Below are 23,217 nucleotides of genomic sequence, written 5' to 3'. Positions count from 1 at the left end.
GGTCGGCCCGGTCGCTCGACTCACCTAGGCTCGCCGCATGCGCACACGCCTCGGACTCGTCGGACTCGTCGGCATCGCGCTGGTCGTGACGGGCTGCACGGGCGTCGACGCCGGGGCCGGTGAACGACCCGAGCGCGCCTCCACGTCCGCGGTGGGGGCCTCGGGGGCCGCGACGGCCGACGGCGTCGTGCTGCCGCCCGAGGGCGCCCGCTTCGACTACCAACTGGGAGGCGCGTCGCCGATCCCCGACGGAGCCACGGTCGTCGCCCGCGACAGCACCGACGACCCCGCCGACGACGTCTACGGCATCTGCTACGTCAACGGGTTCCAGACCCAACCGGGCGCCGAGTGGCCGGACGAGCTGCTCGTGCGGACGTCCGACGGCGAACCGCTGGTCGACCCCGGCTGGCCGGACGAGCACCTGTTCGACCTGTCCTCGGAGGCGAACCGGCAGGCCGTGGCGGAGCGCCAGGCGTCGACGATCGACGGCTGCGCCGCCTCGGGCTACCAGGCGGTCGAGTTCGACAACCTCGACTCGTGGACGCGGTCGGACGACGCCTTCGGTGAGGACGACGCGGTCGCCTTCGCGACGCTGCTCGTCGCGCGGGCCCACGCGGCCGGGCTGGCGACGGCGCAGAAGAACACCGCCGACCTCGGTGCCCGGGGCCGCGACGAGGTCGGCTACGACTTCGCCGTCACCGAGGAGTGCGACCGCTACGACGAGTGCGACGCCTTCACGGACGTCTACGGCGGGCTCGTGTTCGACGTCGAGTACACCGACGACCTGCGCGGCTCGGTCGCCGACGTGTGCGCCCGCGTCACCGGACTCGACCCGGCCCCCTCGACCATCGTGCGCGACCACGACCTGGTGCCGGCCGACGACCCGGCCCACGCCTACACGGCCTGCTGACCGGCGCCGGGCGGGCCTAGGCCTCGCGGGTGATCTCGACCGTGACGAAGAGCTCGCTGTTCGACGACCCCGCGTAGACCCCGCGCAGCGGCGGCACGTCGCGGTAGTCGCGACCCTGCCCGACGACCACGTGCCGTTCGCCGATGTCGATCAGGTTGGTGGGGTCGTAGCCGTGCCAGGTGCCGCAGAAGAACTCCACCCAGGCGTGGGACTCGCCCGTGACGGTCTCGCGCAGCTCGGCCGAGGGCTTCGGGTGCAGGTAGCCGCTGACGTAGCGCGCCGGGATGCCCGCCGCCCGTAGCGCACCGACCGTGACGTGGGCGATGTCCTGGCAGACGCCGGCCCGGGCGGCCCACGACTCGGCGGCCGTGGTCTTCACGTTCGTGACGCCGGGCAGGTACCGGACCGCGCCTCCGACCGTCTGGCAGATGGCCATCGCCGCGGCGCACGGATCGGCGTGGGTCGCCCGAGCCTCGGTTCCGACGGCGGCCAGGTCGGCCGGAGGCGCGGTGAGGGGCGTCTGCTCGAGGTGTTCGACGAACGACGTGCTGGCCCCCGCGACCGCCGCCAGGTCGTCCCACGAGATCGTCTCGGACGGATGCGCCTGCGGCCGCACCTCGACGAGCGACGTCGCGGTCAGCGAGAGCTGCCGGTGCGGCAGCAGCACCTCGAACGACGACACCCGCGTGCCCCAGTAGTCGACGTACTCGTGCGATGCGGCGACCGGCTCGATGCGCAGGTGCGACGAGAGCACGAACTGGCCCTCGGTGTGCGCCGGAAGCATGCGTGCCTCGTTGTAGCTCGCGACGGCCTCGCCCTGGTACGAGAAGCCCGTGACGTGCCGGATGCGCAGGCGGCTCACGAGCGCTCCCCGACCCAGGTGGGCGCGGCGCTCGTCGGGAAGTACCGCTGCCTGATCGCCTCGGAGGCGGCGCTCGTCGCGGCCTGCACGGTGTCCATCTGCCCGGGCAGGTCGTCGAGGATGTCGCCGATCGGCCGGAACTCGAGCTCGCTGCGCATCTGCCCGAGGATGCGCACCCCGCTGTCGGAGGCCGCGACCCGGTGGGTCGTCGGCTCGACCTCGCGCAGACAGGCCTCGGCCCGGCTGATCGCGAAGAGCACGCTGCGCGGGAACAGCCGGTCGAGCAGGAGGAACTCGGCCGCGTTGCGGGCGCTCGGCACGCCCCGGTAGGTGCGCAGGTAGGCCTCGTACGCGCCGCACGACCGCAGGATCGTCGTCCACGACGGGCCCGACGCCTCGGTGAGCGTGCGGGTCGCGAGCAGGCGCGCGGTCATGTCGGCCCGCTCGATCGACCGGCCGAGGGTGAAGAACTGCCACACCTCGTCGCGGCTCGTCGCGCTCTCGATGATCCCGACGGCGAGCGCGCTCCGTTCGCGCACCCAGGCGAAGAACTCGTGCACCTTGTCGTCGGCGACCTTGCGCGGCATGCGGGCGCGCGTCGTGTTGAGGCACTCCCACAGCTCGGTGGAGACGATCTCGCGGGCCCGGCGGGCGTTCTCGCGGGCGGCGCCGAGCGAGTAGGCGATCGACGCCGGGTTGTGCCGGTCGACCGCGAGCATCGACAGGACGTCGCTGCGGGCGAGGTCGCCCTCGGGGGCGTCGCTGCCCATCACGGCGAGCAGGCTGCGGCAGGCGACGTCCTCCTCGATCCAGGGGTCCTCGAGCAGCAGCTGCAGGTGCACGTCGAGGATGCGGGCCGTGCCGTCCGACCGCTCGATGTAGCGGCCGATCCAGAACAGGCTCTCGGCGATGCGGCTCAGCATGATGGCCCTTCGGTCGGGGTCGTCCCGTGGTCGGGAACGCGGGACGCAGGAGGCGCGGGTCGGCTTCGTGACCCGACCCGCCCCTCCTTCGTCTGTTGCTGTTGCGCCTGCTGGTCGTTGCGGGGGTCGTCCTGGGGCGCGTGGTCGGGACTGTGGTCGGCCGCCGAGGCCGCGGCCGCGGCGACCTGCTCGGGGGTGATGATCGGGAGCGACTGCGTCGGGGTCGTCTGCTCGGCGATCAGGGCGCTGACGTCGTGACCGGCCCAGGCGTTGACGTCGCCGCCGACGATCCAGGTGTCCTTCGAGCCGCCGCCCTGGCTGCTGTTGACGACGAGCTGGCCCTCGGGCAGCGCGACCCGGGTCAGGCCGCCGGGCAGCACCCAGACGTCGTCGCCGTCGTGCACGGCGAAGGGCCGCAGGTCGGCGTGCCGGGGACGGAGTCCGTCGTCGACCAGGGTCGGGATCGTGCTGAGCTGCACCACGGGTTGCGCGATCCAGCCGCGGGGGTCGCGTCGCAGCTGGGTGCGCAGGTCGTCGAGCTCGCGGCGGCTGGCCGCCGGGCCGACGACGAGGCCCTTGCCGCCCGAGCCGTCCACGGGCTTCACGACGAGCTCGTCGAGCCGGTCGAGCACCTCGTCGAGGGCTCCGGGGTCCTCGAGCCGCCAGGTGTGCACGTTCGGCAGCAGGGCGTCCTCGCCCAGGTAGTAGCGGATCAGGTCGGGCAGGTAGGTGTAGACGAGCTTGTCGTCGGCGACGCCGTTGCCCACCGCGTTCGCGATCGTCACCGTGCCGAGACGGGCGGCCATCAGGAGGCCCGGCGAGCCGAGCACGGAGTCGGCCCGGAACTGCAGCGGGTCGAGGAACTCGTCGTCGACGCGGCGGTAGATCACGTCGACGCGTTCGGGCCCGCCGGTGGTCCGCATGAAGACCCGCCCGCCGGAGCAGTAGAGGTCGCGGCCCTCGACCAGCTCGACGCCCATCAGGCGGGCCAGCAGCGTGTGCTCGTAGTAGGCCGAGTTGAACACCCCGGGGGTCAGCACGACGACGGTCGGTTCGTCGACTCCCGAGGGGGCGCTCTTCTTGAGGGCGGCGAGCAGCCGGTTGGGATAGTCGCCCACCGGCCGCACGCGCATCGAGACGAACAGCTCGGGCAGCGTCTGCGCCATGACGCGACGGTTCGAGATGACGTAGCTGACGCCGCTCGGCACGCGCACGTTGTCCTCGAGCACGCGCCAGGCTCCGGCCTCGTCCCGGACCAGGTCGATGCCGCTGACCTGGATGCGCACGCCGTTGGCCGGGTCGATGCCGCTCGCCTGCCGGTGGAAGTGGCTCGAGCTCGTGATGAGGCTCGCGGGGATGACCCCGTCGGCGATGGCGGTCTGCGGGCCGTAGACGTCGGCGAGGAACGCCTCGAGGGCCTTGACCCGCTGCTTGATGCCGCGCTCGACGGTGGTCCACTCGGCGTGCTCGACGACCCGGGGCACGGCGTCGAGCGGGAACGGCCGCTCCTCGCCGGCGAAGTCGAAGGTGACGCCCTGCGCCAGGTACGAGTCGGCCAGCGCCGCGGTGCGGCCGCGCAGGTCGTCCTGCGTCATGCCCTCGAGGGTCGCGTGGATCTCGTGGTACGCCCGACGGGGCGTGCCGTCGCGCTCGAACATCTCGTCCCACGCGGCGGCCGGCGGGCGGGCGCCGGTCGCCCGGGCCGCGGCACCCGTGGTGGTCGCGTATCCCTCGAAGAGCTCACCCATGGCTCGACGCTAGCCAGGAGGTGTTGCCGGGGTGTTTCGGTCGTGCGGCGGGGGTGTGTCGGGGTGGAGCCCGGCGAGGGAGGGGACAAAAGCGAACACCGGGAACTTCCCACCAATCCGATTTGTAACAGAGAACTCCCAGGAGGAATAGCGTCACCCCCGAACGACAAGAACGTCCCACCGGGAGGACCACCACATGCGCTTCAAGTACCTCGTCATCGCCCTCATCGCGTTCCTCGCGTACACCTACGGCGCCAAGGCCGGGAAGGGCCGCTACAAGGAGATCAGCAACTTCTTCGGCTCGTTCTGGAACGACCCCAAGGTGAAGAAGGCGCGTGCCCAGGCCAAGAAGGACGTCACCAAGGCCCGCAAGGCCGCGGTGAAGAAGGCCCGCAAGGCCGCGCACTAGTCCTCTCGACCGCTGGGGCCCGAGAGGACGACCTTCTCACGGGCCTCTTCGCATGCGGTCGTCACCCAGACCCCGCTGACACGCACCCGACCCCGACCGTCTCAGCAGCACCCGCGCACTCCGCGCACCAACGAAAAGGACCACATCATGGGCTTCCTCGCCTTCATCCTCCTCGGCCTCATCGCCGGCGCCATCGCCAAGCTCATCCTCCCCGGCCGTCAGGGCGGCGGCTGGATCGCCACCCTGATCCTCGGTGTCATCGGCGCCCTCATCGGTGGCTGGATCGGCGGAGCCGTCTTCAACGTCGGCTACGACGGCTTCTTCAGCATCCAGAGCTGGATCATCGCGATCCTCGGTGCGCTCGTCGTCCTCGTCATCTGGGGCTTCATCACCGGCCGCAAGGGCAGCCGCGCGTAAGCAGCTCCCCCGCACCACGACAGAGCGGGCCGTCCCTCCGGGGGCGGCCCGCTCCGTCGTGCCCGGGACGGGTGCGGGTGCCGTGGCGGGTGCGAGACTCGGGGCATGTGGACGCAGAACCGGCCCGACCCCGACGCCGAGGTGCCGGAGGCGGTGGTCACGGCCGCGCGCGGCGACGCCATCACCGCGGTGTGGCGCAACGAGGCCGGCGGCACCACCTACCGCCTGGGCGACGGCCCGACCCGGCGCTTCGTGAAGTGGGCCCCGCACGGCAGCGGCCTCGACCTGCACGCCGAGGAGATGCGGCTGCGGTGGGTCGTCGACTTCACCCCCGCCCCCCGCGTGCTCGAGATCGGCGGTGACGACGAGGGCGAGTACCTCGTCACGGCGGGCGTGCCCGGGCGCAGCGCCGTCGACCTGCTCCGGGCCGCGGACCCGGCGACCGCCGTGCGCGAGGCGGGACGGGGGCTGAGGCGACTGCACGACGCGTTGCCGGTCGACGAGTGCCCGTTCAGCTGGTCGGTGGACGACCGGATCGCGACCAGCGAGAAGGCGCGCGCCGTGCCTCCTGACCTCGGCGACCCGCCGCCCGTCGACCTCCTCGTCGTCTGCCACGGCGACCCGTGCGTGCCCAACACGCTGATCGGCGACGACGGCCTCTGGTCGGGGCACGTCGACTTCGACGCCCTCGGCGTCGCCGACCGCTGGGCCGACCTCGCGGTCGCGACGATGAGCCTCGGTTGGAACCACGGCCCCGGCTTCGAGCAGACCTTCCTCGACGCGTACGGCGTCGCCGACGACCCCGTCCGCACGGCGTACTACCGGGCGCTCTGGGCCGCGACGTGAGCCGGATCGCGCCGTGTCGCGGGTCACGACGCCACGATGTGGGCACCGCGCCACGAGAAAACCTGGCGGCGTGACCACATCGTGGCGTCATGGAGCGCCCGGGTCGTCCAAGATGGTGCGGTGACCGACATCGAGACCACACGACGACACGACGGCAGCCGTGACGACATCAGCGGCGCCGTCGACGGCAGCCTCCGTCAGGACGTCAGCTACCTCGGCAGCCTGCTCGGCCGGGTGCTGCGCGAATCCGGCGGCGACGAACTCTTCCAGGCCGTCGAGGACGTCCGGGCCGCCGTCATCGCCGCCTACGAGGGAGCCGACGGCGCGAGCCTCGACGACGCCCAGCGCCTGGTCGACGCCCTCGACCAGGGGCTGGCCGAGCAGGTCGCCCGCGCCTTCACCTGCTACTTCCACCTCAGCAACCTCGCGGAAGAACACCACCGCGTCCGCGTGCTGCGCCGCCGCGGCAGCGAGGCGAGCGCCGCGGGCGACTCGGTCTCGGCCACGCTGCGCCAGCTCACCGAGGAGGTCGGGGCCGAGGAGGCCTCCAAGCGACTCGACGCGCTGCGCTTCCACCCCGTGCTCACCGCGCACCCGACCGAGGCCCGCCGCCGTGCGGTCGCGTCGAGCATCCGTCGGATCAGCGACCTGATGACCGACCGCGACCGGCTCGAGAACGACGTGGCCGTGGCCGAGGCCGAACGCCGCCTCCTCGAGGAGGTCGACACGCTCTGGCGCACCTCGCCGATCCGTACCACGCGGCCCACCCCGCTCGACGAGGTCCGCACGGCCATGAGCATCTTCGACCAGACGCTCTTCGAGATCGTGCCGCAGGTCTACCGCCTGCTCGACGACCGCCTGCTCGGGGACGCCGCCGGCCGCGAACCCGCCGTCGCCCCCGCCTTCATGCGCCTCGGCACCTGGATCGGCGGAGACCGCGACGGCAACCCGCACGTGACCGCCGAGGTCACCCGGGCCGCCGCCGACATCGCCGCCGAGCACGTGCTGCTAGGGCTGCACCGCGCGACCACCCGCATCGGCGGCACCCTGACCCTCGACGAGGCCGAGACCCCGGCCTCCGCCGAGCTGGTGTCCCTCGCGGAGGCGCAGCGCCGGATGGACGCGGACGTCGCGTCCCGCATCGGCGTGCGCTCGCCCCACGAGCTGCACCGCCGGGTGCTCATGTTCGTCGCGGCCCGCATCGACGCCACCCGTCGCGAAGGGGCCCCGCTCGCCTACGGCCACCCCGACGAGCTGCTCGCCGACCTGCGCGTCGTGCAGCAGTCGCTGCGCGCGGCCGGCGCCCACCGCAGCGCCAACGGCGACCTGCAGGGCCTCGTCTGGCAGGTCGAGACGTTCGGCTTCCACCTCGCCGAGCTCGAGGTGCGCCAGCACTCGCAGGTGCACCGCACGGCCCTCGCCGAGCTCCGGGCGGCCGACCCGGTGGCGGGCGGGGAGCAGTCCAGCGGCGGCGACGCCGGGTCCGACGCCGCGCCTCCTGCCCGCAGCGAGACGACCGACGAGGTCCTCGCGGTGTTCCGCACGATCGCCGACCTGCAGAAGCGCTACGGCGTGCGGGCCGCGTCGCGCTACATCGTGTCGTTCACGCAGTCGTCGGCCGACCTGGCCACCGTCTACGAGCTCGCCGAGCGCGCGATGGGCGACGAGCCCGCACCCGTGCTCGACGTGATCCCGCTGTTCGAAACGTTCGCCGACCTCGAGGCCAGCACGCGCATCCTCGACGAGGCCCTGCAGACCGAGGCGGTGCAGAAGCGCCTCGCGGCGACCGGTCGCCGCCTCGAGGTCATGCTGGGCTACTCGGACTCGTCGAAGGACGTCGGGCCCGTCTCGGCGACCTTCGCGCTCTACTCCGCCCAGGCCCGCATCGCCGACTGGGCCGCCGAGAACGACATCGAGCTGACGCTGTTCCACGGTCGCGGCGGCGCCCTCGGCCGCGGCGGCGGACCGGCGAACGAGGCCGTGCTGGCTCAGCCGCCGGCATCGGTCGACGGTCGCTTCAAGATCACCGAGCAGGGCGAGGTCATCTTCGCCCAGTACGGCAACAAGACCATCGCCGCCCGGCACGTCGAGCAGATGGCCGCGGCCACCCTGCTGGCCTCGAGCCCGTCGAACGAACAGGCCAACGCGACGGCCGCCACCCGGTTCGCCGAGGTCGCCTCGACGATGGACGTCGCCTCACGCGAGGCGTTCTTCGGCCTCGTCAAGGCCGACGGCTTCGCCTCGTGGTTCGCGGCCGTCACCCCGATGGAGGAGGTCGGACTGCTCGCGCTGGGTTCCCGTCCCGCCCGTCGGGGCCTCTCGGTCGAGTCCCTCGAGGACCTCCGGGCGATCCCCTGGGTCTTCGCCTGGACGCAGGCCCGCATCAACCTCGCCGGCTGGTACGGCCTGGGGTCGGCCCTCGAGGCCGTGGGCGACCTCGACCTGCTCCGTGAGGCCTACGCGACCTGGCCGCTCTTCTCGGCCATGATCAAGAACGTCGAGATGTCGCTCGCCAAGACCGACGAGCACATCGCCCGCGAGTACCTGGCGCTGGCCGACCGCGACGACCTCGCCGGACGCGTCCTCGACGAGATGGCCCGCACGCGCAAGTGGGTGCTCGCGGTCAGCGGCCACGGCGAGGTGCTCGACGGCCGCCCGGTGCTCAGCCGCGCGGTGCGGCTGCGGTCGCCCTACGTCGACGCGCTCTCCCTGCTGCAGCTGCGCGCCCTGCGGGCGATCCGCGTCGCGGGCGGAGGCGACCCGGCCGATGCCGACCACCGCCTCCTGCTGCTGAGCGTCAACGGGATCGCCGCCGGGCTGCAGAACACGGGCTGACGCCCAGGGGCAGGACGCAGGAGGCGCGGGCGGGGTCGTCGACCCGGCCCGCGCCTCCTGCGTCCTGCGCCTGCGCCGGTCAGGCGAGCAGCTGCTCGCTGAGCGCCCAGAGGCGGTCGGACTGCTCGGGGTCGAGGGCGTAGTCCTTGACGCCGCGACCGCGGGCGTCCTCGCGGAACGGCTCGGCCTCGGCGACGTCCTCGAAGTAGCGGGCCCCGACGCCCTCGGCGAGGGGGTGGACGGCCACGAAGACCGACGTCGCGGCCCCCTGCTGCGTCGACTTGAACGCCGGGTTGGGGGTGCCGTCCTCGTCGATCCAGCCGCGGTCGAGCATCTCCTGCTTGGGCAGGTGGCGCTGCAGCGGCGTCATGATGCCGCCCGGGTGCACGGCGTTGGCGAGCACGCCGTCGTCGGCCCAGCGCTGCGTGACGCCGACCGCGAAGAGCGAGTTCGCGGTCTTCGACTGGCCGTAGGCCGACCACGGGTCGTACTCGCGACGCTCGAACATCACGTCGTCGAACACGACGGGCGAGAAGTGGTGGCCGGTCGAGCTGAGCGACACGAGTCGCGACGGGGTGCCCGAGGCCTGGGCGCCCTCGACCAGGGCTCCTCGGAGCGCGTTCGCGAGGGCGAAGTGACCGAGGTGGTTGTTGCTGAACTGGAGTTCCCACCCCTCGGGGGTGCGGGTCTCGGGCGTGGCCATGATGCCGGCGTTGTCGATGAGCACGTCGAGCGGGCCCTGCCACGCGTCGGCGAAGGCCTGCAGGGTGTCGCGCTTCTCGAGGTCGAGGATCGCGGCACGGACGGTGCCGCCGCCGTCGCCGGTGCTCTCGCGGATGTCGGCGACGGCCTGCTCTCCCTGTTCGGGGCGGCGCACGGCGAGGGTCACGTCGGCGCCGGCGGCGACGAGGGAGCGGGCGGTCTCGATGCCGATGCCGGACGCGGCGCCGGTCACGACGATGCGCCTGCCGGTCAGGTCGAGGCCGTCGACGACCTCGTCCGCGGTGGTGGCGGCGCTGAAGGGGGTGGTGATGCGAGTCATGGGGTCGACGCTACGCCCGGGCCCCGGGCGGGCGGTCAGTCCCCGGACGGGCGGTCGGGCCCCGGACCGTCAGGCGGTACGGCGGGCGCGACGGGTGCGGACGAGTGCCGCGGCGTAGAGGACGGCGGCGACCCAGTGGCCGACGAGTCCGGCCCAGAGCACCACGAGGCCGATCGTGCGGGCGACGGCACCGGCGTCGGCGAGCGGGGCCGACGACGCGCCTCCCGATCCGCCGAACTGGTCCACGACCGCGGCCGCGACCAGCACGAGCAGCAGCCCGACGAAGATGAGCGCGGTGCGGATCTTGCCGACCCACGTCACCGGGAACGAGGCCCCGGCCAGCACGAACAGGGCGTAGGCGCTCAGCAGCAGATCGGGCACGAGCAGCAGCGGCAGGACCGGCCACGGCACGAGACCGCCCGCGACGAACGCGATGACGACGACGATCACGGTGATGCGGTCCGCCACCGGGTCGAGCCACCGGCCGAGCTCGGAGGTGGTGTTCGTCCGGCGGGCGATGAACCCGTCGAGGAAGTCGGTCACGAAGACGACCGCGATGACGACCATCGCCGACCAGTAGTGCTGCCCCACGATCAACACGAGGAACACCGGCAGCAGCAGCAGCCGGGCCGCCGAGATGGCGTTGGGCACGGTGCGCCATTCGTCCTGTCGGAACAGCTTGTCGACGAGCGTCACGGGGCCCCCTCTGCACGATCGCGCGGACCGTCGGTGCCGGTCGCACCGATCACACCCGAGGAGGCGCGGGTCGCGCCCCCGAGATCGCCTCGAGTCTACGGGTGCCCCGCTCCCGACCCGAGGACGCCTTCGCCGTCCGGCGGTGCCGTCACGCGGTGCCGTCAGGCGGCGCCGCCAGACGGTGCCGTCAGGCGGTGCCGTAGAGGGCGACGGGCAGCTCCCGCGTGAAGATCTCGGCCGTCTTCGGGCCGACGCCCTTCAGGTCGGTGAGGCGGCGGGTCAGCTCGGCACGGTCGGCCGACGACCGCACGAGGTGGTTCACCGACCCCCAGTCGGAGTCGATGCGCCCCATGACCTCGTGCAGCTCGTCGCTCATCACGTGGTCGATGCGGGCGTAGCCGGCCTCGTCGAGCAGCCGGCGCAGCCCCTCGTGGTCGTGCTCGGCGAAGCGTGCGGGGCTCGTCAGCCCGTGGTCGACGAGCACCTGGTAGGTCTCGGCGGCCACGCTCTGCTGCACGGGCCGGCCGAACAGCACGCTCGCGAGCAGCCAGCGGTACAGCTGCTGCGGCGAGCCCTCGCTCACGTCGATCCCGAGGTCGGACGGGTGCTTCACGTCGGTCATGCCGTCCTGTCTACGCCGGGTGCGCGGCGCGGGTGACGCGACCCGCGCCTCCTCGGCTCGCCGTGCGCCGGCGGCCGCACGGACCGGCCGCACGGGCCGGCCGGACGACGACGGACCCCGCCCCGGGCGACCGACCACGGGAGGACGTGGTGGGTCGCCCGGGACGGGGTCCGCGGTGCGGGCGCCGGACTAGCGCGCGGCGTGCTCCAGCGTCGGGTAGTCCGTGTAGCCCTCGGCACCCTCGGCGTAGAACGTGGCGGGGTTCGGCTCGTTGACCTCGTGGTCACCCTGCCACCGCTCGACCAGGTCGGGGTTGGCGATGGCGAAACGGCCCACGGCCACGGCGTCGGCCTGGCCGTCGGCGACCTCGGCGATGGCCTCGTCGCGCGTGGTGATCTGACCGAAGCCGCTGTTGACGATGAAGGCACCACCGAAGCGCGTGCGGAGGTCCTGGACGAGCTCGCCGCGCAGGTCGGCCTGCAGCACGCTGAGGTAGGCGAGGCCGAGCGGCGCGAGGCCCTCGACGAGCGCACGGTAGACGGCCGTCACGTCGGCGACGTCGGTCTCGACGACGTCCTGGATGTTGTGCATGGGTGACAGGCGGATGCCGACGCGGCCGGCACCGATCGCCTCGGCCACAGCGGTCGCGGTCTCGATCGCGAGGCGGGCGCGGTTCTCGGGGGTTCCGCCGTACTCGTCGGTGCGGACGTTCGAGACGGGCGAGAGGAACTCGTGCAGCAGGTAGCCGTTGGCGCTGTGGATCTCGACGCCGTCGAGCCCGGCCTCGAGCACGGCGCGCTTCGACGCGGCGACGATGTCGGCCGTGACCTGGTGGACCTCGTCGGTCGTGAGGGCGTGCGGCACGGGGAAGTCGACCTTGCCGGTGGCGGTGTGCACCTGGCCGTCGATGGCGATCGCGCTGGGGGCGACGATGCGGTCGGTGCGCGTGATGTCGGTGTGCGAGACGCGACCACCGTGCATGACCTGCATGACGATCTGGCCGCCCTCGGCGTGGACGGCCTCGGCGACGCGCTTCCAGCCGGCGACCTGCTCGTCGGTGACGATGCCGGGCTGACCGTCGTAGGCCTTGGACTCCTGCGAGGGCCAGGTGCCCTCGGTCGTGATCAGACCGAAGGAGGCGCGCTGACGGTAGTGCTCCACCACGACGTCGCCCGGAACGCCGTCGTCGCCGGAGCGGAGACGGGTGAGGGGCGCCATGACGAGGCGGTTGCGCAGCTCGAGCTGGCCGAAGGTGGCGGGAGAGAAGAGGTCCAAGGGTGGTCCTTCCGAACGGTGACGCGCCCTCGGGCGGGGGCGCTCGTGAGGCAACGCCCCCGCTGCACGATGCATTCCCCGGCCTGCGAGGCCCGGGAGGGCGGCGAGGAGGGCGCCGAGGGCTGCCACGGCGAGGGCCGCGCCGTAGCCGCCGGTCCCGACGAGCGCGCCCAGGACGACGGCCCCCACGGCCTGGCCCAGCACCAGCAGCACGAAGAGCAGGGCCGTCCCGCTCGCGGCCCGCTCGGCGTCGATCTCGGCCGTCCAGGCGATCAGCGCACCCGTCGCCGCCGTGTAGGCCCAGCCGAAGGCCGCGCAGGCCACGAACGCCACCGGCACGACGCCCGGCAGGGTCGCCAGCCCGGCCGTGCCCGCCGCCATCACGGCCAGCGTGAGCGTCCAGACCGCCCCGGGGGCCAGGCGCGCCAGCGGTCGGGCGGTGGCGATGACGGCGGTGCCGCCCGCGCCGAGGCAGACCCAGGCCCCGACCGACAGCTCGGCCGCCACCCCGGCGTCGACCAGCAACGTGCGCCCGAAGTTCCAGACCCCGGCCGAGGCGGCACCGGCGAGCAGCGCCGCGACCAGCACCCACCGGTGGTCGACGAACCACGACGGCGGAGGCAGGAGTTCGCGCCCGACCGAGGTCGTGGCACCCGTCGCGTCGCTCGGTCGAGCCACGGAGCCGCGGTGGTCGAGCACGAGGACGGCCCCGGCCGCGACGATCGCTCCCCCGACGGCCGCCCACCACGCGAGTCGCCAGTCGGGCAGCACGGCGGACGCCAGGAGTCCCGCCGCCACGAGGCCCGGGCCCGTCCCGGCGTTGACGACCGTCTGGCCGCGCGCCTGCCGTCCGTGCTCGAGACCGCGCTGCAGGAGGCGCACCAGGGCCGGCGACGCGAGGCCGGCCCCGGCCGAGCTCAGCACGGCCGCGAGCGCGAACGGCACCACGTCGGGCGCGAGGGCCATGCCCGCGGCACCGATCGAGGCCGCCGCACCCGCCGTGACGACGAGGCCTCGTGGGTGCCGGGCGGACGCCGCGAACCCCGCCACCGCGCCGGCGACGTAGGCGAGCGATCCGCCCGACGAGATCAACCCGGCGACGCCGGCGTCGAACCCGAGGTCGGCCTGCGTCTCGGGCAGGTAGAGCCCGTAGGCGAGGCGGACCAGGCCGTAGGTCACGGCGATCAGGGCCGTGCCGGCCGCGACGAGCCCGGAGCCATTCGAAAACGTACGTTTCATTTTCACAGCCTAAGCTGTCCGCATGCCCCTGCGCCCGGCCAGCGAGAAGAAGATCCTCGACGCCGCCGACGACCTGTTCTTCACGAACGGCATCGCCGCGACGCCCGTCGACGCCGTCCTCGCCCGCGCCGGCGTCTCGGCCGCGACGATGTACCGCGGCTACCGCAGCAAGGAGGCGCTGGTCGCCGCAGCGCTGACCCGTCGCCACCACGACTGGCTCGCCACCTGGGACGCCGCCGTCGCCCGGTGCGACGAGGCCGGCCCGCGCCTCCTCGCGGTCTTCGACGCGTTGGACGACTTCCGGTCCCGCCCGACGGGGGCGCGCTGGTGTGCGTTCCTCGCCTCGGCGGCCGAGTACGTCGATCCTCCCGCCGACGTCGCCGAGGCCGTACGGCTCGACACCGAGACGCTGCGAACGCGGCTCACCGACCTGGCACGCCCGCTCGTCGGCCCCGAGGCCGATGGCCTCGCCGAACGCCTGCTGCTGGTGGTCACCGGCGACCTCGCCATGCGACTCCGCGAGCCCGACCGCGACACGACGACGGCCCGGGCCGTCGCGGCGTCGCTCATCACCGCCGCTGCCGGCCCCACGAGTCCCGGCCGCTGAGACCCTCCTGCGCGCGCGAGGGTCTCGGCGGTCCTACGGTGTCTCGGCGGAACCGTCCCGGTCGAAGCCGGAGCGGACCGCGGCGATGTCGTCGCCGCCGTGCCCCCGGTCGGCCGCCGTCGCGTAGACGCCGGACAGCGCCTCGAGCAGACCGGTGTCGAAGCCGGTGCCCTGGGCGGCCTCCTGCATGAGGTCGAGGTCCTTGCGGATGCCGTCGAGCGCGAACTGGGCCGGGTAGTCGCCGGCGATCATCGTCGCGCCCTTGAGGTGCGCGTACGGGGTGTCCGACTGGCCCCCGTCGATGGCGTCGAGGAAGAGCTGCGGGTCGAGGCCCAGGGCCTCCGTCAGCGCGAGCGACTGGGCCGTGGCGGCGGTGATCGTGGCGATCCACGCGTTGGCGGCGAGCTTCAGCGCCGTGCCCTGCCCGACCGTGTCGCCCGCGACGATCGTCTTGGAGCCCATGGCGTCGAGGACCGGACGCACGGCGTCGAGCAGGGCGTCGTCGCCGGCGGCCAGCATGACGAGCTTCCCCGTGGCGGCCGGCTTCTTCGTGCCGAGCATCATCGCCTCGACGAGCCGGAGTCCGTGCCCGTCGGCCGTCCGGACGACGCGGGCCGTGTCGGCCTCGCCGATGGTGCTGGCCTGCACCCACACGGTGTCGGCACCGCTCGCGTCGGCGGCCTCGTCGAGGAGCTCGAGCACGGCGTCGCCGTCGAACAGCACGGTGACGACCACGTCGGCGCCCTCGACCGCCTGCCGCGCCGTGTCGGCGACCGCGGCACCGTCGGCGGCGAGCGGCTCGGCCTTCGACCTCGTGCGGTTCCAGACCGTGACGTCGAACCCCTCGCGCAGCAGTGTCCCCGCCACGCCCTGACCCATGATGCCCGTCCCGAGCACTGCGACCTTCATGGCCCCGACGCTACGCCCGGGACGCGCGAGCAGCGCGGCTCAGTCGAGCGGATCGGGCCCGACGGGGTCGGGCCGCATCGCGCGACGCACCCGGGCGACGACCGAGGGAGCGGGCGGATCGTTGTAGACGCCCGCCTCGACCTGGCCGCTGAGGCGCTGGACGGCCGCCATCACCTCGTCGGTGGCGCGCCGACGAGCCCGACCCGACTTCGCCTCCCCGTGGTGCGAGAGGTCGAGGGGCTCGCCGAACTCGACGGTGACCTTCCGGAGGCGCGGGAAGCGCGTGCCCACCGGCTGCAGTTCCTGCGTCCCCGTCAGGGCGACCGGCACGACCGGGGCCCCGCTCGTGAGCGCGAGCCAGGCGACGCCCGTCCGGCCGCGGTAGAGCCGCCCGTCGAGGGAGCGCGTCCCTTCGGGGTAGATCGCGAACGCGTCACCGTCCGTCAGCTTGCCGAGGCCCAGGTCGAGGGCGTGCTGCGCGGCGGACCCGGCCCCTCGCTCGACGCCGATCGCACCGACGCCGGTGAAGAAGGCCCGCGACGCCCGACCTTTGAGACCCGAGCCGGTGAAGTAGGCGTTCTTCGCGAGGAACGAGACCTGACGGGGTGCCATGAGGGTGATCACGACGCTGTCCATGAACGAGAGATGGTTGCTGGCCAGGATGACGGCGCCGCGCCGCGGGACGTTGCGGCGCCCGATCACCCGGGGGCGCCAGACCGCGCGCACCAGGGGTGACAGGACCGAACGGCTGAGGGTTGTGAGCACGCTCCACTGTGCCCGACGCCACATTCCCCGAGGCGCATGGCTCGCCTGTGCGCCTCACCCGGGGGCCCTCGGCACCCACCCGCACCACCCGATTCGGGGAACAACGGGTGTCCCCCTCAGGGAGGATTGCCGCCGCCGGAGCCGCGGCCTATCGTCGGAGACCGACCGAAACGGGACGCTCGTCCGGTTCACGACCCTCCGACGAGTCCGCGTCGGGGGATCGACCCGAGACCCGGGACGAGCGCCGCGACGCACCGCCCGTCCCCGTGGGCGGTGGTCCGGCCGGGCGGACGGCCCCCCGCGCCCCGGCTCCGACAGCCGGGGACGACCCCGGACGGCCCGAGGTGCCCCGAGCGCCCCGCCGCATCCCCCGACGACAGCCCCGACGACCCGAGAGGACCGCCTTGGACGACGAGACCATGACCACCCGCCCTTCGCGCCTGCCGGTCGTCTTCGGCGCCACCGCGCTGATCTCCACCTACTTCGCCGTCGCCAGCATCGTCGGCGCGGGCACCTCGGTCGGCGTCGGTCTCACCGCGACGGTCGTGGCGACCGGCCTCTACGTACTGTCGGCGGTCGTCTGGCTCGCGCTCGTCGTCGTGGCGGTCTCGTCGGTCCGCCGGACGCGACGAGGCGCTGCGCTCGACCGGACGAGCATGCGCTTCATCGGGTTGGCACCCCCGGCGGGCGGGGCCGTGCTGCTCGCCGCGGCCTACGTCGCCCGCATGAACGGACAGCCCTTCTTGGGCGGGTTCTCGGCCATGGTGATCACGACGGTCGCCCTGGTCGTCCTGTCGCAGGCGTTCCCGCTGCTCGGCTTCGGCCCGTCGGCCCCGGGTCAGCGCCAGTCGTCGGGCGGCGGCGGGGCGTCGTCGTAGGGGTCGTAGGGAGCGTCGGCCGACACGTCGTAGAGATCGTCGGCGGGCACCTCGGGCACCTCGTCGACGGCGGGCGGCGCGGCACGGCGGGCACCACGAGCGGGCGCGGTCGAGGTCGCTCGGGACGAGCGGGGCGTCGTGCCGGCCGGCGCCGACGCCGTCGGGGACGACCCGACGGCCGCCGCCTCGGCCGGTGCGGTGCCGCCCACGACGGCGAGCACCTGCTGACCGTAGGTGTCGAGTTTCTTCTGGCCGACGCCGCTGATGCCCGCGAGCTGATCGAGCGAGGTGGGCCGTTCGGACGCGATGCCCCGCAGGGTGACGTCTCCGAACACCACGTAGGCCGGGACGCCCTGCGCCCGGGCCACGCCGGCACGCCACTCGCGCAGCGTCTCGAACAGGGCGGCGTCGTCACCCGTCAACTCGGCGGCGCCCCGTGAGGAGCCGCGGCCCGACGAACCCGACCCGCTCCGCGCCCGGGCCGAGCGCGCCGGACGTTCGGGCTCGCGCCGCAACCGGACGGTGCGGCCGCCCGAGAGCACCTCGCCCGCCGCGTCGGTGAGCAGCAGGGTGCCGTAGCCGTCGGGCGAGACCGCCAACACCCCCTGGGCGAGCAGCTGCCGGACGACGCCCCGCCACTCGACGTCGTTCAGCTCGGTGCCGATGCCGAAGGTGGACAGCTGCTCGTGGCGGTTCTGGAGGACCTTGGGGGTCGACTTGCCGACGAGGATGTCGACGATCTGGCCCGCGCCGAACTGCTGGTTGCGCTCTCGCTTCAGCCGGACGACCGTCGAGAGGAGCTTCTGGGCGGGCACCGTGCCGTCGAGCGACTCGGGCGGCGAGAGGCAGGTGTCGCAGTTGCCGCAGGCGGTGCTCGCCTGACCGAAGTAGCCGAGCAGCTGCACCCGTCGGCACTCGACCGTCTCGCACAGGGCGAGCATGGCGCCGAGGTGGGCGCCGAGCTTGCGGCGGTGCTCGGCGTCGCCCTCGGACTGGTCGATCATGCGCCGCTGCTGCACGACGTCTTGCAGGCCGTAGGCCAACCAGGCCGTCGAGGGCAGGCCGTCGCGGCCGGCCCGACCGGTCTCTTGGTAGTAGCCCTCGACCGACTTGGGCAGGTCGAGGTGCGCGACGAAACGGACGTCGGGCTTGTCGATGCCCATGCCGAAGGCGATGGTGGCGACCATCACGATGCCCTCGTCGCGCAGGAAGCGCGCCTGGTTGCGTGCCCGGGTCTGCGCCTCGAGGCCCGCGTGGTACGGCAGCGCCGGGATGCCCTGCTTGACCAGGAACTCGGCCGTGCTCTCGACCGACTTGCGGGACAGGCAGTACACGATGCCGGCGTCGCCGTCGTGCTCGGTGCGGATGAACCGCAGCAGCTGCTGCTGTGGGCCGTCTTTCGCCTCGATGCGGTACTGGATGTTGGGCCGGTCGAAGTCGGCGACGAAGTGCTTCGCGTCGTCGAGCTCGAGGCGGCGTGAGATCTCGCGGTGGGTGGTCTCGGTGGCCGTCGCCGTCAGCGCGATGCGCGGGACGTCGGGCCAGCGCTCGTGCAACACCGACAGCTCGAGGTAGTCGGGACGGAAGTCGTGCCCCCACTGCGCCACGCAGTGGGCCTCGTCGATGGCGAAGAGCGAGACGTGGCCCCGGTCGAGCAGCGACTTCGTGGACTCGAGCTTGAGCCGCTCGGGCGCGAGGTAGAGCATGTCGAGCTCGCCCGCGACGAACGCCTGCTCGACCGCACGACGACGGTCGGGGTCTTGCGTCGAGTTGAGGAACGCCGCCCGGACGCCGACGGCCTCGAGGGCGTCGACCTGGTCTTGCATCAGCGCGATGAGCGGCGAGACGACGATGCCCGTGCCGTCGCGGACGAGGGCGGGCACCTGGTAGCAGAGCGACTTGCCGCCACCCGTGGGCATGAGCACGAGGGCGTCGCCGCCCTGGACCACCTGGTCGATGATCTGCGCCTGCTGTCCACGGAACTCGTCGTAGCCGAACACCCGGTGCAGCACGTCGAGGGCTGCGGGGGGAGCGTCGGGAGCCAGGGCGGGCGAGGCGGTGGTGGTCACGCGTCGAGTCTACGAGCGGCCGCCGACGCGGTCAGTCGACCCGCGCCTCCTGGGGACGGTCGTCGGTCGGACGGGCACCGGGGACGAGGGGTTCGCCCGGCGCGGGAGCGCCGGGCACGAGAGGAGCGCTGCGGACCGTCACGAGCCCGGTGCGTCGGGCCGCCCGCAGCACGAGCCACACGTAGAGCGGCGTCGAGACCAGCGTCACCGCCAGGGCGAGGGGGCTGCCGTCGCTCGACTCGACGCCCGCGAAGGGGGCCGACAACAGGAAGAGCACGGTGTTGTTGAGCACGTGCGCGACGATCGCCGCCTCGAGCCCGCCGGTGCGCCAGGTCAGGTAGGCCGCGGCCACGCCGAACACGGCGACGTCGAGCATGCCCCACGCGTTGTAGTCGTGGCCGAACGCGAACCCGACCGTGGGAAGGACGATCGCTGCGATCGGGTACCTCGACCACGAGCCGATCGTCTGCATGGCGAGCCCGCGGAACGCGTACTCCTCGGCCGTCGCCTGGAGCGGCGTGACCACGAGGATGACGACGACCGCCCAGACGAGGGTGTCGGCCGGCGTGGTGACCGGGCCGGTGCCGATCGGCTCGCCCGACAGCGGGGGCACCACGACGTAGCTGAGCCCCACCGTCAAGGCCATGAACGCGAGGGCGGGCACGAGGCATCGCACGAGCCACCGCCAGCGCAGCCGCCCGGCGACGCTCGAGAGGCTGCCGACCGCGCCGGGGCCGACGATCAGCGTGCCCAGCATGATGGCCGGCAGCATGACCGCGATCGAGGCGAGCGTCGCGAAGAGCACGAGCGGGTCGGCGGCGGCCAGGGCGTCGCCCTCGATGCCGCGCTGCAGGCGTTCGGCGGCGGCGGTGCCGCCCACGGCCGTGGTCACCCCGAGGACTGCCACGTAGACCACGACCGACGCGAGCAGGTACGTGACGGCCGCCACGACGGCCGCCAGCAGCGGTTTCCACCACCGGTACGAGGGCAGGGAACGGAAGAGGCGGTGGTACGCGAACGTCGTCACCCGACGAGCGTACGGGAGGCGCGGTGCCGGTCGGTCGTGCCGCCGTCGCCTCCGCGCCGCCGCGCGATGGTCGCACCACGAAAGGAACGTCGCACCACGGAATTCCGTGGTGCGACGTTCAATCGGTGGTGCGGTGCCGGGGGCGTCAGCCCTCGGTGGGCGTCACCGTCGCGCGGAGGCGACGGCGGCGGGCGACGACGAGCGCCGAGCCGCCGGCCAGCATCAGGACGAGACCGGCGAGGGCCGCGAGACCCAGGCCGTCCTGGCCGGTGAAGGCCAGCGAGCCGTCGGCGTTGCGGACCGTGCCGGTGGGCGTGGTGCCCGGACCCGAGCCGGGGGTGGTGCCGGGCACGGTGCCGCCGGGGGTCGTGACCGGAGGCGTGGTGCCGGGGTCAGTCGGCGGGACGACCACGGGAGCGGCCGCCGCGGCGAAGACGACCGGGACGGACGCCGTCGTGCCGGTGCCGGCGACCGAGAGCACGACCTGGCGCGTGACCGGTCCGGCAGCGGGAGCGGTGATGCCCTCGGGGACGACGAAGGTCACCGTGGCACGACCCTGTTCGTCGGAGTTGTCGAGGATGGTCTCGTCGATCGGGGCCGAGGCGAGCTCGACGCCGTCGAGCGTCGCGGTCACGGTGCCCGACGCGTCCGCGGCGGCCTGCTGCAGGACGAGCGACGACAGGGTCATCGACACGGTGTCACCGGCGGCGAACCCGCCGACGGGCGCAGCGGTCAGCCCCGAGACGCCGACCGAACGCGAGGCGAAGTCGGGGTCGGACGGGTCGCCGGCCTGGGCGTCGAAGTACTCGAGCTGGCTCTGCAGGTCGACCTTGCCGCTGTCGGCATGGGCGCGACCGTTGGCGAAGGCGGTGAACCCGTCGCCACCCGAGGCGAGGAACGAGTTGACCGTCACCTTGTAGATCGTGGCGTCGTCGACGGCCACGCCGTCGAGCGAGACGGCCGCGATGCGCGAGCCCGCCGCCGCGGTGGGGTCGTACGTGTAGGTCAGACCCTCGGACGTGCCGAGCTTCAAGGTGCTGGTACGGCCGGCGGTCGGCCACTGCTGCTCGAGCACCTGGCGGATCTCGGCACCGGTCATGTCGACCACGACGAGCGTGTTGGCGAAGGGCTGCACGGCCGCGGCGGCCTTGTACGTCACGTCGCCGTCCGGCGCCACGAAGGGCAGGTCGTCCCGCAGGCCGCCCGGGTTCATGAAGGCGAGCTGGGCACCGCTCGCCGTCGTCGACGACAGCTGGATGTCGGCGACGAAGTTGCCGAGCGTCGACTCACCGGCCCGGTTCGACACGGGGAGCCCGTTGGCGTCCGGGTTGGCGTTGTAGGCCCGGTTGAAGGAGTCGCTGATCGAACCGATGACCTCGGCCCCCCGCTCGGCGGCGACGTCGACGGCCGAGGCGACGATGGCCTGGACGGTGGGGTCGGGCGTGAAGGCACCGTAGAGCGGCACCAGACGGTGCGAGGCGATGGCCACGCGGTCACGGAAGGCGGTGGCGGCGGGGTCGACCGTCATGGTCACCCGGGCGAGGTTCGTCCCGTAGCTGCCCGTCTGCACGACGGCGCGCTGCGGGCCGCCGTCGGACGGCGAGACGAGGTAGTCGTAGCCCTGGTGGGTGTGTCCCGAGAAGATGGCCGACACGTCGCCCGAGACGCCGCGGGCGATCTCGCCGAACGCGTTGTCGCCGGTGACGGAGTCGAGGCTGCCGGTCTCGGCGCCCTCGTGCAGCAGCAGGACGATGGCGTCGGCCGCGTCGGCCGCGACGATGTCGTCCGCGACGGCGTTGACCGACTCGACGACGGGGGCGAAGGTCAGCCCCTCGATGCCGGCCGGGCTGACGAGCGTCGGCATGGTCTCGGTCAGCGCGCCGATGAACGCGACGCGGACGCCGCCGATCTCCTCGACGACGTAGGGGTCGTAGGCGGGCGTCCCGTCGCTCCGGAGGATGTTCGCGTTCACGTAGGGGAACTCGCTGTTCGCCCGGACACGGCCGTTGAAGTCGTCCTGGCCCTTGTCGAACTCGTGGTTGCCCGGCGTGCTGACGTCGAGGCCCATGGCGTTCAGGGCGTCGAGGGTCGGCTCGTCGTCCTGGATGAACGAGGTGAACGTCGAGGCGCCGATGTTGTCGCCCGCCGAGACGAAGAGCGTGTTGGGGTTCTGCGCCTCGACCGACTTGACGGCGCCGGCGAGGACGGCCGCGCCGGCGATGGAGGCGCGAGCACCGGGGGCGTCGGCCTCGAGTCGACCGTGGAAGTCGTTGATGCCGACGAGGTCGATCGTGACCGGGACGGCCTGGGCCGGTGCCGCGGCGACCAGGCCGAGCAGCAGGGTGCCGGTGGCGACGGACGCGAGGGCCGCACCGCGGACTCGCCGCCGGCCTCCCGTCGGGACGGACTCGGATGACGGGGGGCTGATGCGCATGGGCGTCGGTGCTCCTGGAGAAGACGGTTCGGGCGGGACGGCACCCCCCGACAGGGGGTACACCACACGACCCTAAGTTCTCGCTGGGTGCCCGACAAGAGTCCGCCGAAGATCGTCACATGTTGTTCATCCGACGCCGCGAGGCCGAGCGACGGGCTCGCCGACGGGCGCCACCGGAGCCTCCGGACACCGCGCCTCAGTCGGCGATCAACCGCTTGCCCATGCCGAACGCGTCGTCGACCGCGTACCCCAGGTGTTCGTAGAACGCCCGTACCCGCTCGTTGCCGGTGCGCACCTGGAAATTGGCCTTCGGGCAGCCCAGCGCCTCGAGCGACCGCTCGACCTCGGCCATGAGCTGCCGGCCGAACCCCTCCCCCTGGCGATCGGGCTCGACCGCGACGTAGTACACCCAGCCGCGATGGCCGTCGTACCCGGCCATCGCGGTCGCGACCAGCGCCTCCTCGGCGTCGACGCCGACCAGGAACAGCTCGCGCTGCACGGTCAGCTTGCGTTCGATGTCGCGTCGCGGGTCGTTCCACGGGCGGGTCAGCCCGCAGCGCTCCCAGAGCGCCACGACGGTCTCGGTGTCGGCCTCGTCGAAGGGTCGGATCTGCATGCACCGACCCTGCCAGACCCGACGGGACGAGGAGGCGCGGTGCCGGTCGCCACCACCCCGCACCCCCTCAGGGCCCTCGCGTTAGGGT

20 protein-coding genes and 1 pseudogene are annotated in these 23,217 nt (G+C 73.1%); 7 read left to right on the top strand and 14 right to left on the bottom strand.

Annotated elements, in window-relative coordinates; translation table 11 throughout:
- The first annotated feature begins 37 nt into the window (after positions 1 to 37).
- Complete coding sequence (locus EDF21_RS16255) at positions 38 to 910, top strand: endo alpha-1,4 polygalactosaminidase (RefSeq protein ID WP_123572112.1); 873 nt, start codon at positions 38 to 40, stop codon at positions 908 to 910.
- Positions 911 to 926: 16 nt separating this feature from the next.
- Here EDF21_RS16255 and EDF21_RS16250 read toward each other — a convergent pair whose 3' ends face one another.
- The 3 genes from EDF21_RS16250 to EDF21_RS16240 are packed head-to-tail and all read right to left on the bottom strand — an operon-like array spanning position 927 to position 4,443.
- Positions 927 to 1,772 (bottom strand): transglutaminase family protein, encoded by an 846-nt coding sequence (locus EDF21_RS16250; protein ID WP_123572111.1) that lies wholly within the window; start codon positions 1,770 to 1,772, stop codon positions 927 to 929.
- Entirely contained in the window at positions 1,769 to 2,695 is a 927-nt protein-coding gene (locus EDF21_RS16245; RefSeq protein WP_056049358.1) for an alpha-E domain-containing protein, read from the bottom strand. Before EDF21_RS16245 ends, EDF21_RS16250 begins: the two co-directional genes overlap by 4 nt.
- Positions 2,689 to 4,443 carry a circularly permuted type 2 ATP-grasp protein gene (locus EDF21_RS16240; protein WP_123572110.1) on the bottom strand — a complete coding sequence of 585 codons (1,755 nt, stop codon included), beginning with the start codon at positions 4,441 to 4,443 and terminating at the stop codon, positions 2,689 to 2,691. The genes EDF21_RS16245 and EDF21_RS16240 overlap by 7 nt, the downstream gene beginning before the upstream one ends.
- A 196-nt stretch (positions 4,444 to 4,639) precedes the next feature.
- Between EDF21_RS16240 and EDF21_RS16235 the strand changes: the two genes are divergently transcribed.
- The 4 genes from EDF21_RS16235 (at position 4,640) to EDF21_RS16220 (ending at position 8,950) form a co-directional block, all read left to right on the top strand.
- On the top strand, positions 4,640 to 4,852 hold the full coding sequence (locus EDF21_RS16235; protein ID WP_056049364.1) for a hypothetical protein: 213 nt from the start codon (positions 4,640 to 4,642) through the stop codon (positions 4,850 to 4,852).
- A 147-nt stretch (positions 4,853 to 4,999) separates the two neighbouring features.
- Entirely contained in the window at positions 5,000 to 5,269 is a 270-nt protein-coding gene (locus EDF21_RS16230; RefSeq protein WP_043595797.1) for a GlsB/YeaQ/YmgE family stress response membrane protein, read from the top strand.
- A 105-nt stretch (positions 5,270 to 5,374) separates the two neighbouring features.
- Entirely contained in the window at positions 5,375 to 6,115 is a 741-nt protein-coding gene (locus tag EDF21_RS16225; RefSeq protein ID WP_123572109.1) for an aminoglycoside 3'-phosphotransferase, read from the top strand.
- Between the two features lie 120 nt (positions 6,116 to 6,235).
- On the top strand, positions 6,236 to 8,950 hold the full coding sequence (locus tag EDF21_RS16220; protein ID WP_370274472.1) for a phosphoenolpyruvate carboxylase: 2,715 nt from the start codon (positions 6,236 to 6,238) through the stop codon (positions 8,948 to 8,950).
- A gap of 79 nt (positions 8,951 to 9,029) precedes the next feature.
- On the opposite strand, the gene EDF21_RS16215 is transcribed toward EDF21_RS16220, so the two are convergent.
- From EDF21_RS16215 to EDF21_RS17130, 5 genes and pseudogenes are all read right to left on the bottom strand, one after another.
- Positions 9,030 to 9,992, bottom strand: coding sequence for an SDR family NAD(P)-dependent oxidoreductase (locus EDF21_RS16215; RefSeq protein WP_123572107.1), 963 nt, complete (start codon positions 9,990 to 9,992; stop codon positions 9,030 to 9,032).
- A gap of 69 nt (positions 9,993 to 10,061) precedes the next feature.
- Positions 10,062 to 10,688 carry a CDP-alcohol phosphatidyltransferase family protein gene (locus EDF21_RS16210; protein ID WP_123572106.1) on the bottom strand — a complete coding sequence of 209 codons (627 nt, stop codon included), beginning with the start codon at positions 10,686 to 10,688 and terminating at the stop codon, positions 10,062 to 10,064.
- Positions 10,689 to 10,875: 187 nt separating this feature from the next.
- Complete coding sequence (locus tag EDF21_RS16205; protein ID WP_123572105.1) at positions 10,876 to 11,310, bottom strand: DNA methylase; 435 nt, start codon at positions 11,308 to 11,310, stop codon at positions 10,876 to 10,878.
- Between the two features lie 189 nt (positions 11,311 to 11,499).
- The gene (locus EDF21_RS17135) at positions 11,500 to 12,585 is read right to left on the bottom strand and encodes an alkene reductase (protein WP_255416455.1); all 1,086 of its coding nucleotides are present in this window, start codon (positions 12,583 to 12,585) and stop codon (positions 11,500 to 11,502) included.
- A 225-nt stretch (positions 12,586 to 12,810) separates the two neighbouring features.
- Positions 12,811 to 13,824: pseudogene (locus tag EDF21_RS17130) on the bottom strand (MFS transporter); the annotation flags it as partial.
- Between the two features lie 22 nt (positions 13,825 to 13,846).
- On the opposite strand from EDF21_RS17130, the gene EDF21_RS16195 reads away from it, so the two are divergent.
- Positions 13,847 to 14,431, top strand: a complete 585-nt coding sequence (locus EDF21_RS16195) for a TetR/AcrR family transcriptional regulator (protein WP_123572103.1) — start codon at positions 13,847 to 13,849, stop codon at positions 14,429 to 14,431.
- A 33-nt stretch (positions 14,432 to 14,464) separates the two neighbouring features.
- Here the strand turns inward: EDF21_RS16195 and EDF21_RS16190 are convergent, their stop codons facing one another.
- Both EDF21_RS16190 and EDF21_RS16185 read right to left on the bottom strand, forming a co-directional pair.
- On the bottom strand, positions 14,465 to 15,373 hold the full coding sequence (locus EDF21_RS16190; RefSeq protein ID WP_255416454.1) for an NAD(P)-dependent oxidoreductase: 909 nt from the start codon (positions 15,371 to 15,373) through the stop codon (positions 14,465 to 14,467).
- A 6-nt stretch (positions 15,374 to 15,379) separates the two neighbouring features.
- Positions 15,380 to 16,129 (bottom strand): 1-acyl-sn-glycerol-3-phosphate acyltransferase, encoded by a 750-nt coding sequence (locus EDF21_RS16185; protein WP_123572101.1) that lies wholly within the window; start codon positions 16,127 to 16,129, stop codon positions 15,380 to 15,382.
- 395 nt (positions 16,130 to 16,524) lie between these two features.
- Between EDF21_RS16185 and EDF21_RS16180 the strand changes: the two genes are divergently transcribed.
- Positions 16,525 to 16,983, top strand: coding sequence for a hypothetical protein (locus tag EDF21_RS16180; protein ID WP_148053742.1), 459 nt, complete (start codon positions 16,525 to 16,527; stop codon positions 16,981 to 16,983).
- Here the strand turns inward: EDF21_RS16180 and recQ are convergent.
- The 4 genes from recQ to EDF21_RS16160 all read right to left on the bottom strand — a co-directional run bounded on the left by recQ (position 16,944) and on the right by EDF21_RS16160 (position 23,129).
- Complete coding sequence (recQ, locus tag EDF21_RS16175) at positions 16,944 to 19,052, bottom strand: DNA helicase RecQ (RefSeq protein WP_123572099.1); 2,109 nt, start codon at positions 19,050 to 19,052, stop codon at positions 16,944 to 16,946. The two genes, EDF21_RS16180 and recQ, sit on opposite strands and share 40 nt — an antisense overlap.
- A gap of 31 nt (positions 19,053 to 19,083) precedes the next feature.
- Positions 19,084 to 20,079, bottom strand: a complete 996-nt coding sequence (locus tag EDF21_RS16170) for a type II CAAX endopeptidase family protein (protein WP_123572098.1) — start codon at positions 20,077 to 20,079, stop codon at positions 19,084 to 19,086.
- 145 nt (positions 20,080 to 20,224) lie between these two features.
- Positions 20,225 to 22,513, bottom strand: a complete 2,289-nt coding sequence (locus EDF21_RS16165) for a bifunctional UDP-sugar hydrolase/5'-nucleotidase (protein WP_123572097.1) — start codon at positions 22,511 to 22,513, stop codon at positions 20,225 to 20,227.
- A 196-nt stretch (positions 22,514 to 22,709) separates the two neighbouring features.
- Positions 22,710 to 23,129 (bottom strand): GNAT family acetyltransferase, encoded by a 420-nt coding sequence (locus tag EDF21_RS16160; RefSeq protein WP_123572121.1) that lies wholly within the window; start codon positions 23,127 to 23,129, stop codon positions 22,710 to 22,712.
- Between the last annotated feature and the right edge of the window lie 88 nt (positions 23,130 to 23,217).

The sequence above is a fragment of the Frigoribacterium sp. PhB118 genome (assembly GCF_003751725.1).
Taxonomy (GTDB): Bacteria; Actinomycetota; Actinomycetes; order Actinomycetales; family Microbacteriaceae; genus Frigoribacterium.
Note: the sequence above shows the minus strand (reverse complement) of the source record. Positions and strands in the feature narration are given on the sequence as shown.

What these genes read in the sequence shown, in the direction of transcription:
- EDF21_RS16255 (WP_123572112.1), top strand. Translation starts at nt 38, where the DNA reads ATGCGCACACGCCTCGGACTCGTCGGACTCGTCGGCATCGCGCTGGTC.
- EDF21_RS16245 (WP_056049358.1), bottom strand. Translation starts at nt 2,695, where the DNA reads ATGCTGAGCCGCATCGCCGAGAGCCTGTTCTGGATCGGCCGCTACATC.
- EDF21_RS16240 (WP_123572110.1), bottom strand. Translation starts at nt 4,443, where the DNA reads ATGGGTGAGCTCTTCGAGGGATACGCGACCACCACGGGTGCCGCGGCC.
- EDF21_RS16235 (WP_056049364.1), top strand. Translation starts at nt 4,640, where the DNA reads ATGCGCTTCAAGTACCTCGTCATCGCCCTCATCGCGTTCCTCGCGTAC.
- EDF21_RS16230 (WP_043595797.1), top strand. Translation starts at nt 5,000, where the DNA reads ATGGGCTTCCTCGCCTTCATCCTCCTCGGCCTCATCGCCGGCGCCATC.
- EDF21_RS16225 (WP_123572109.1), top strand. Translation starts at nt 5,375, where the DNA reads ATGTGGACGCAGAACCGGCCCGACCCCGACGCCGAGGTGCCGGAGGCG.
- EDF21_RS16215 (WP_123572107.1), bottom strand. Translation starts at nt 9,992, where the DNA reads ATGACTCGCATCACCACCCCCTTCAGCGCCGCCACCACCGCGGACGAG.
- EDF21_RS16205 (WP_123572105.1), bottom strand. Translation starts at nt 11,310, where the DNA reads ATGACCGACGTGAAGCACCCGTCCGACCTCGGGATCGACGTGAGCGAG.
- EDF21_RS16195 (WP_123572103.1), top strand. Translation starts at nt 13,847, where the DNA reads ATGCCCCTGCGCCCGGCCAGCGAGAAGAAGATCCTCGACGCCGCCGAC.
- EDF21_RS16185 (WP_123572101.1), bottom strand. Translation starts at nt 16,129, where the DNA reads ATGTGGCGTCGGGCACAGTGGAGCGTGCTCACAACCCTCAGCCGTTCG.
- EDF21_RS16180 (WP_148053742.1), top strand. Translation starts at nt 16,525, where the DNA reads ATGACCACCCGCCCTTCGCGCCTGCCGGTCGTCTTCGGCGCCACCGCG.
- EDF21_RS16165 (WP_123572097.1), bottom strand. Translation starts at nt 22,513, where the DNA reads ATGCGCATCAGCCCCCCGTCATCCGAGTCCGTCCCGACGGGAGGCCGG.
- EDF21_RS16160 (WP_123572121.1), bottom strand. Translation starts at nt 23,129, where the DNA reads ATGCAGATCCGACCCTTCGACGAGGCCGACACCGAGACCGTCGTGGCG.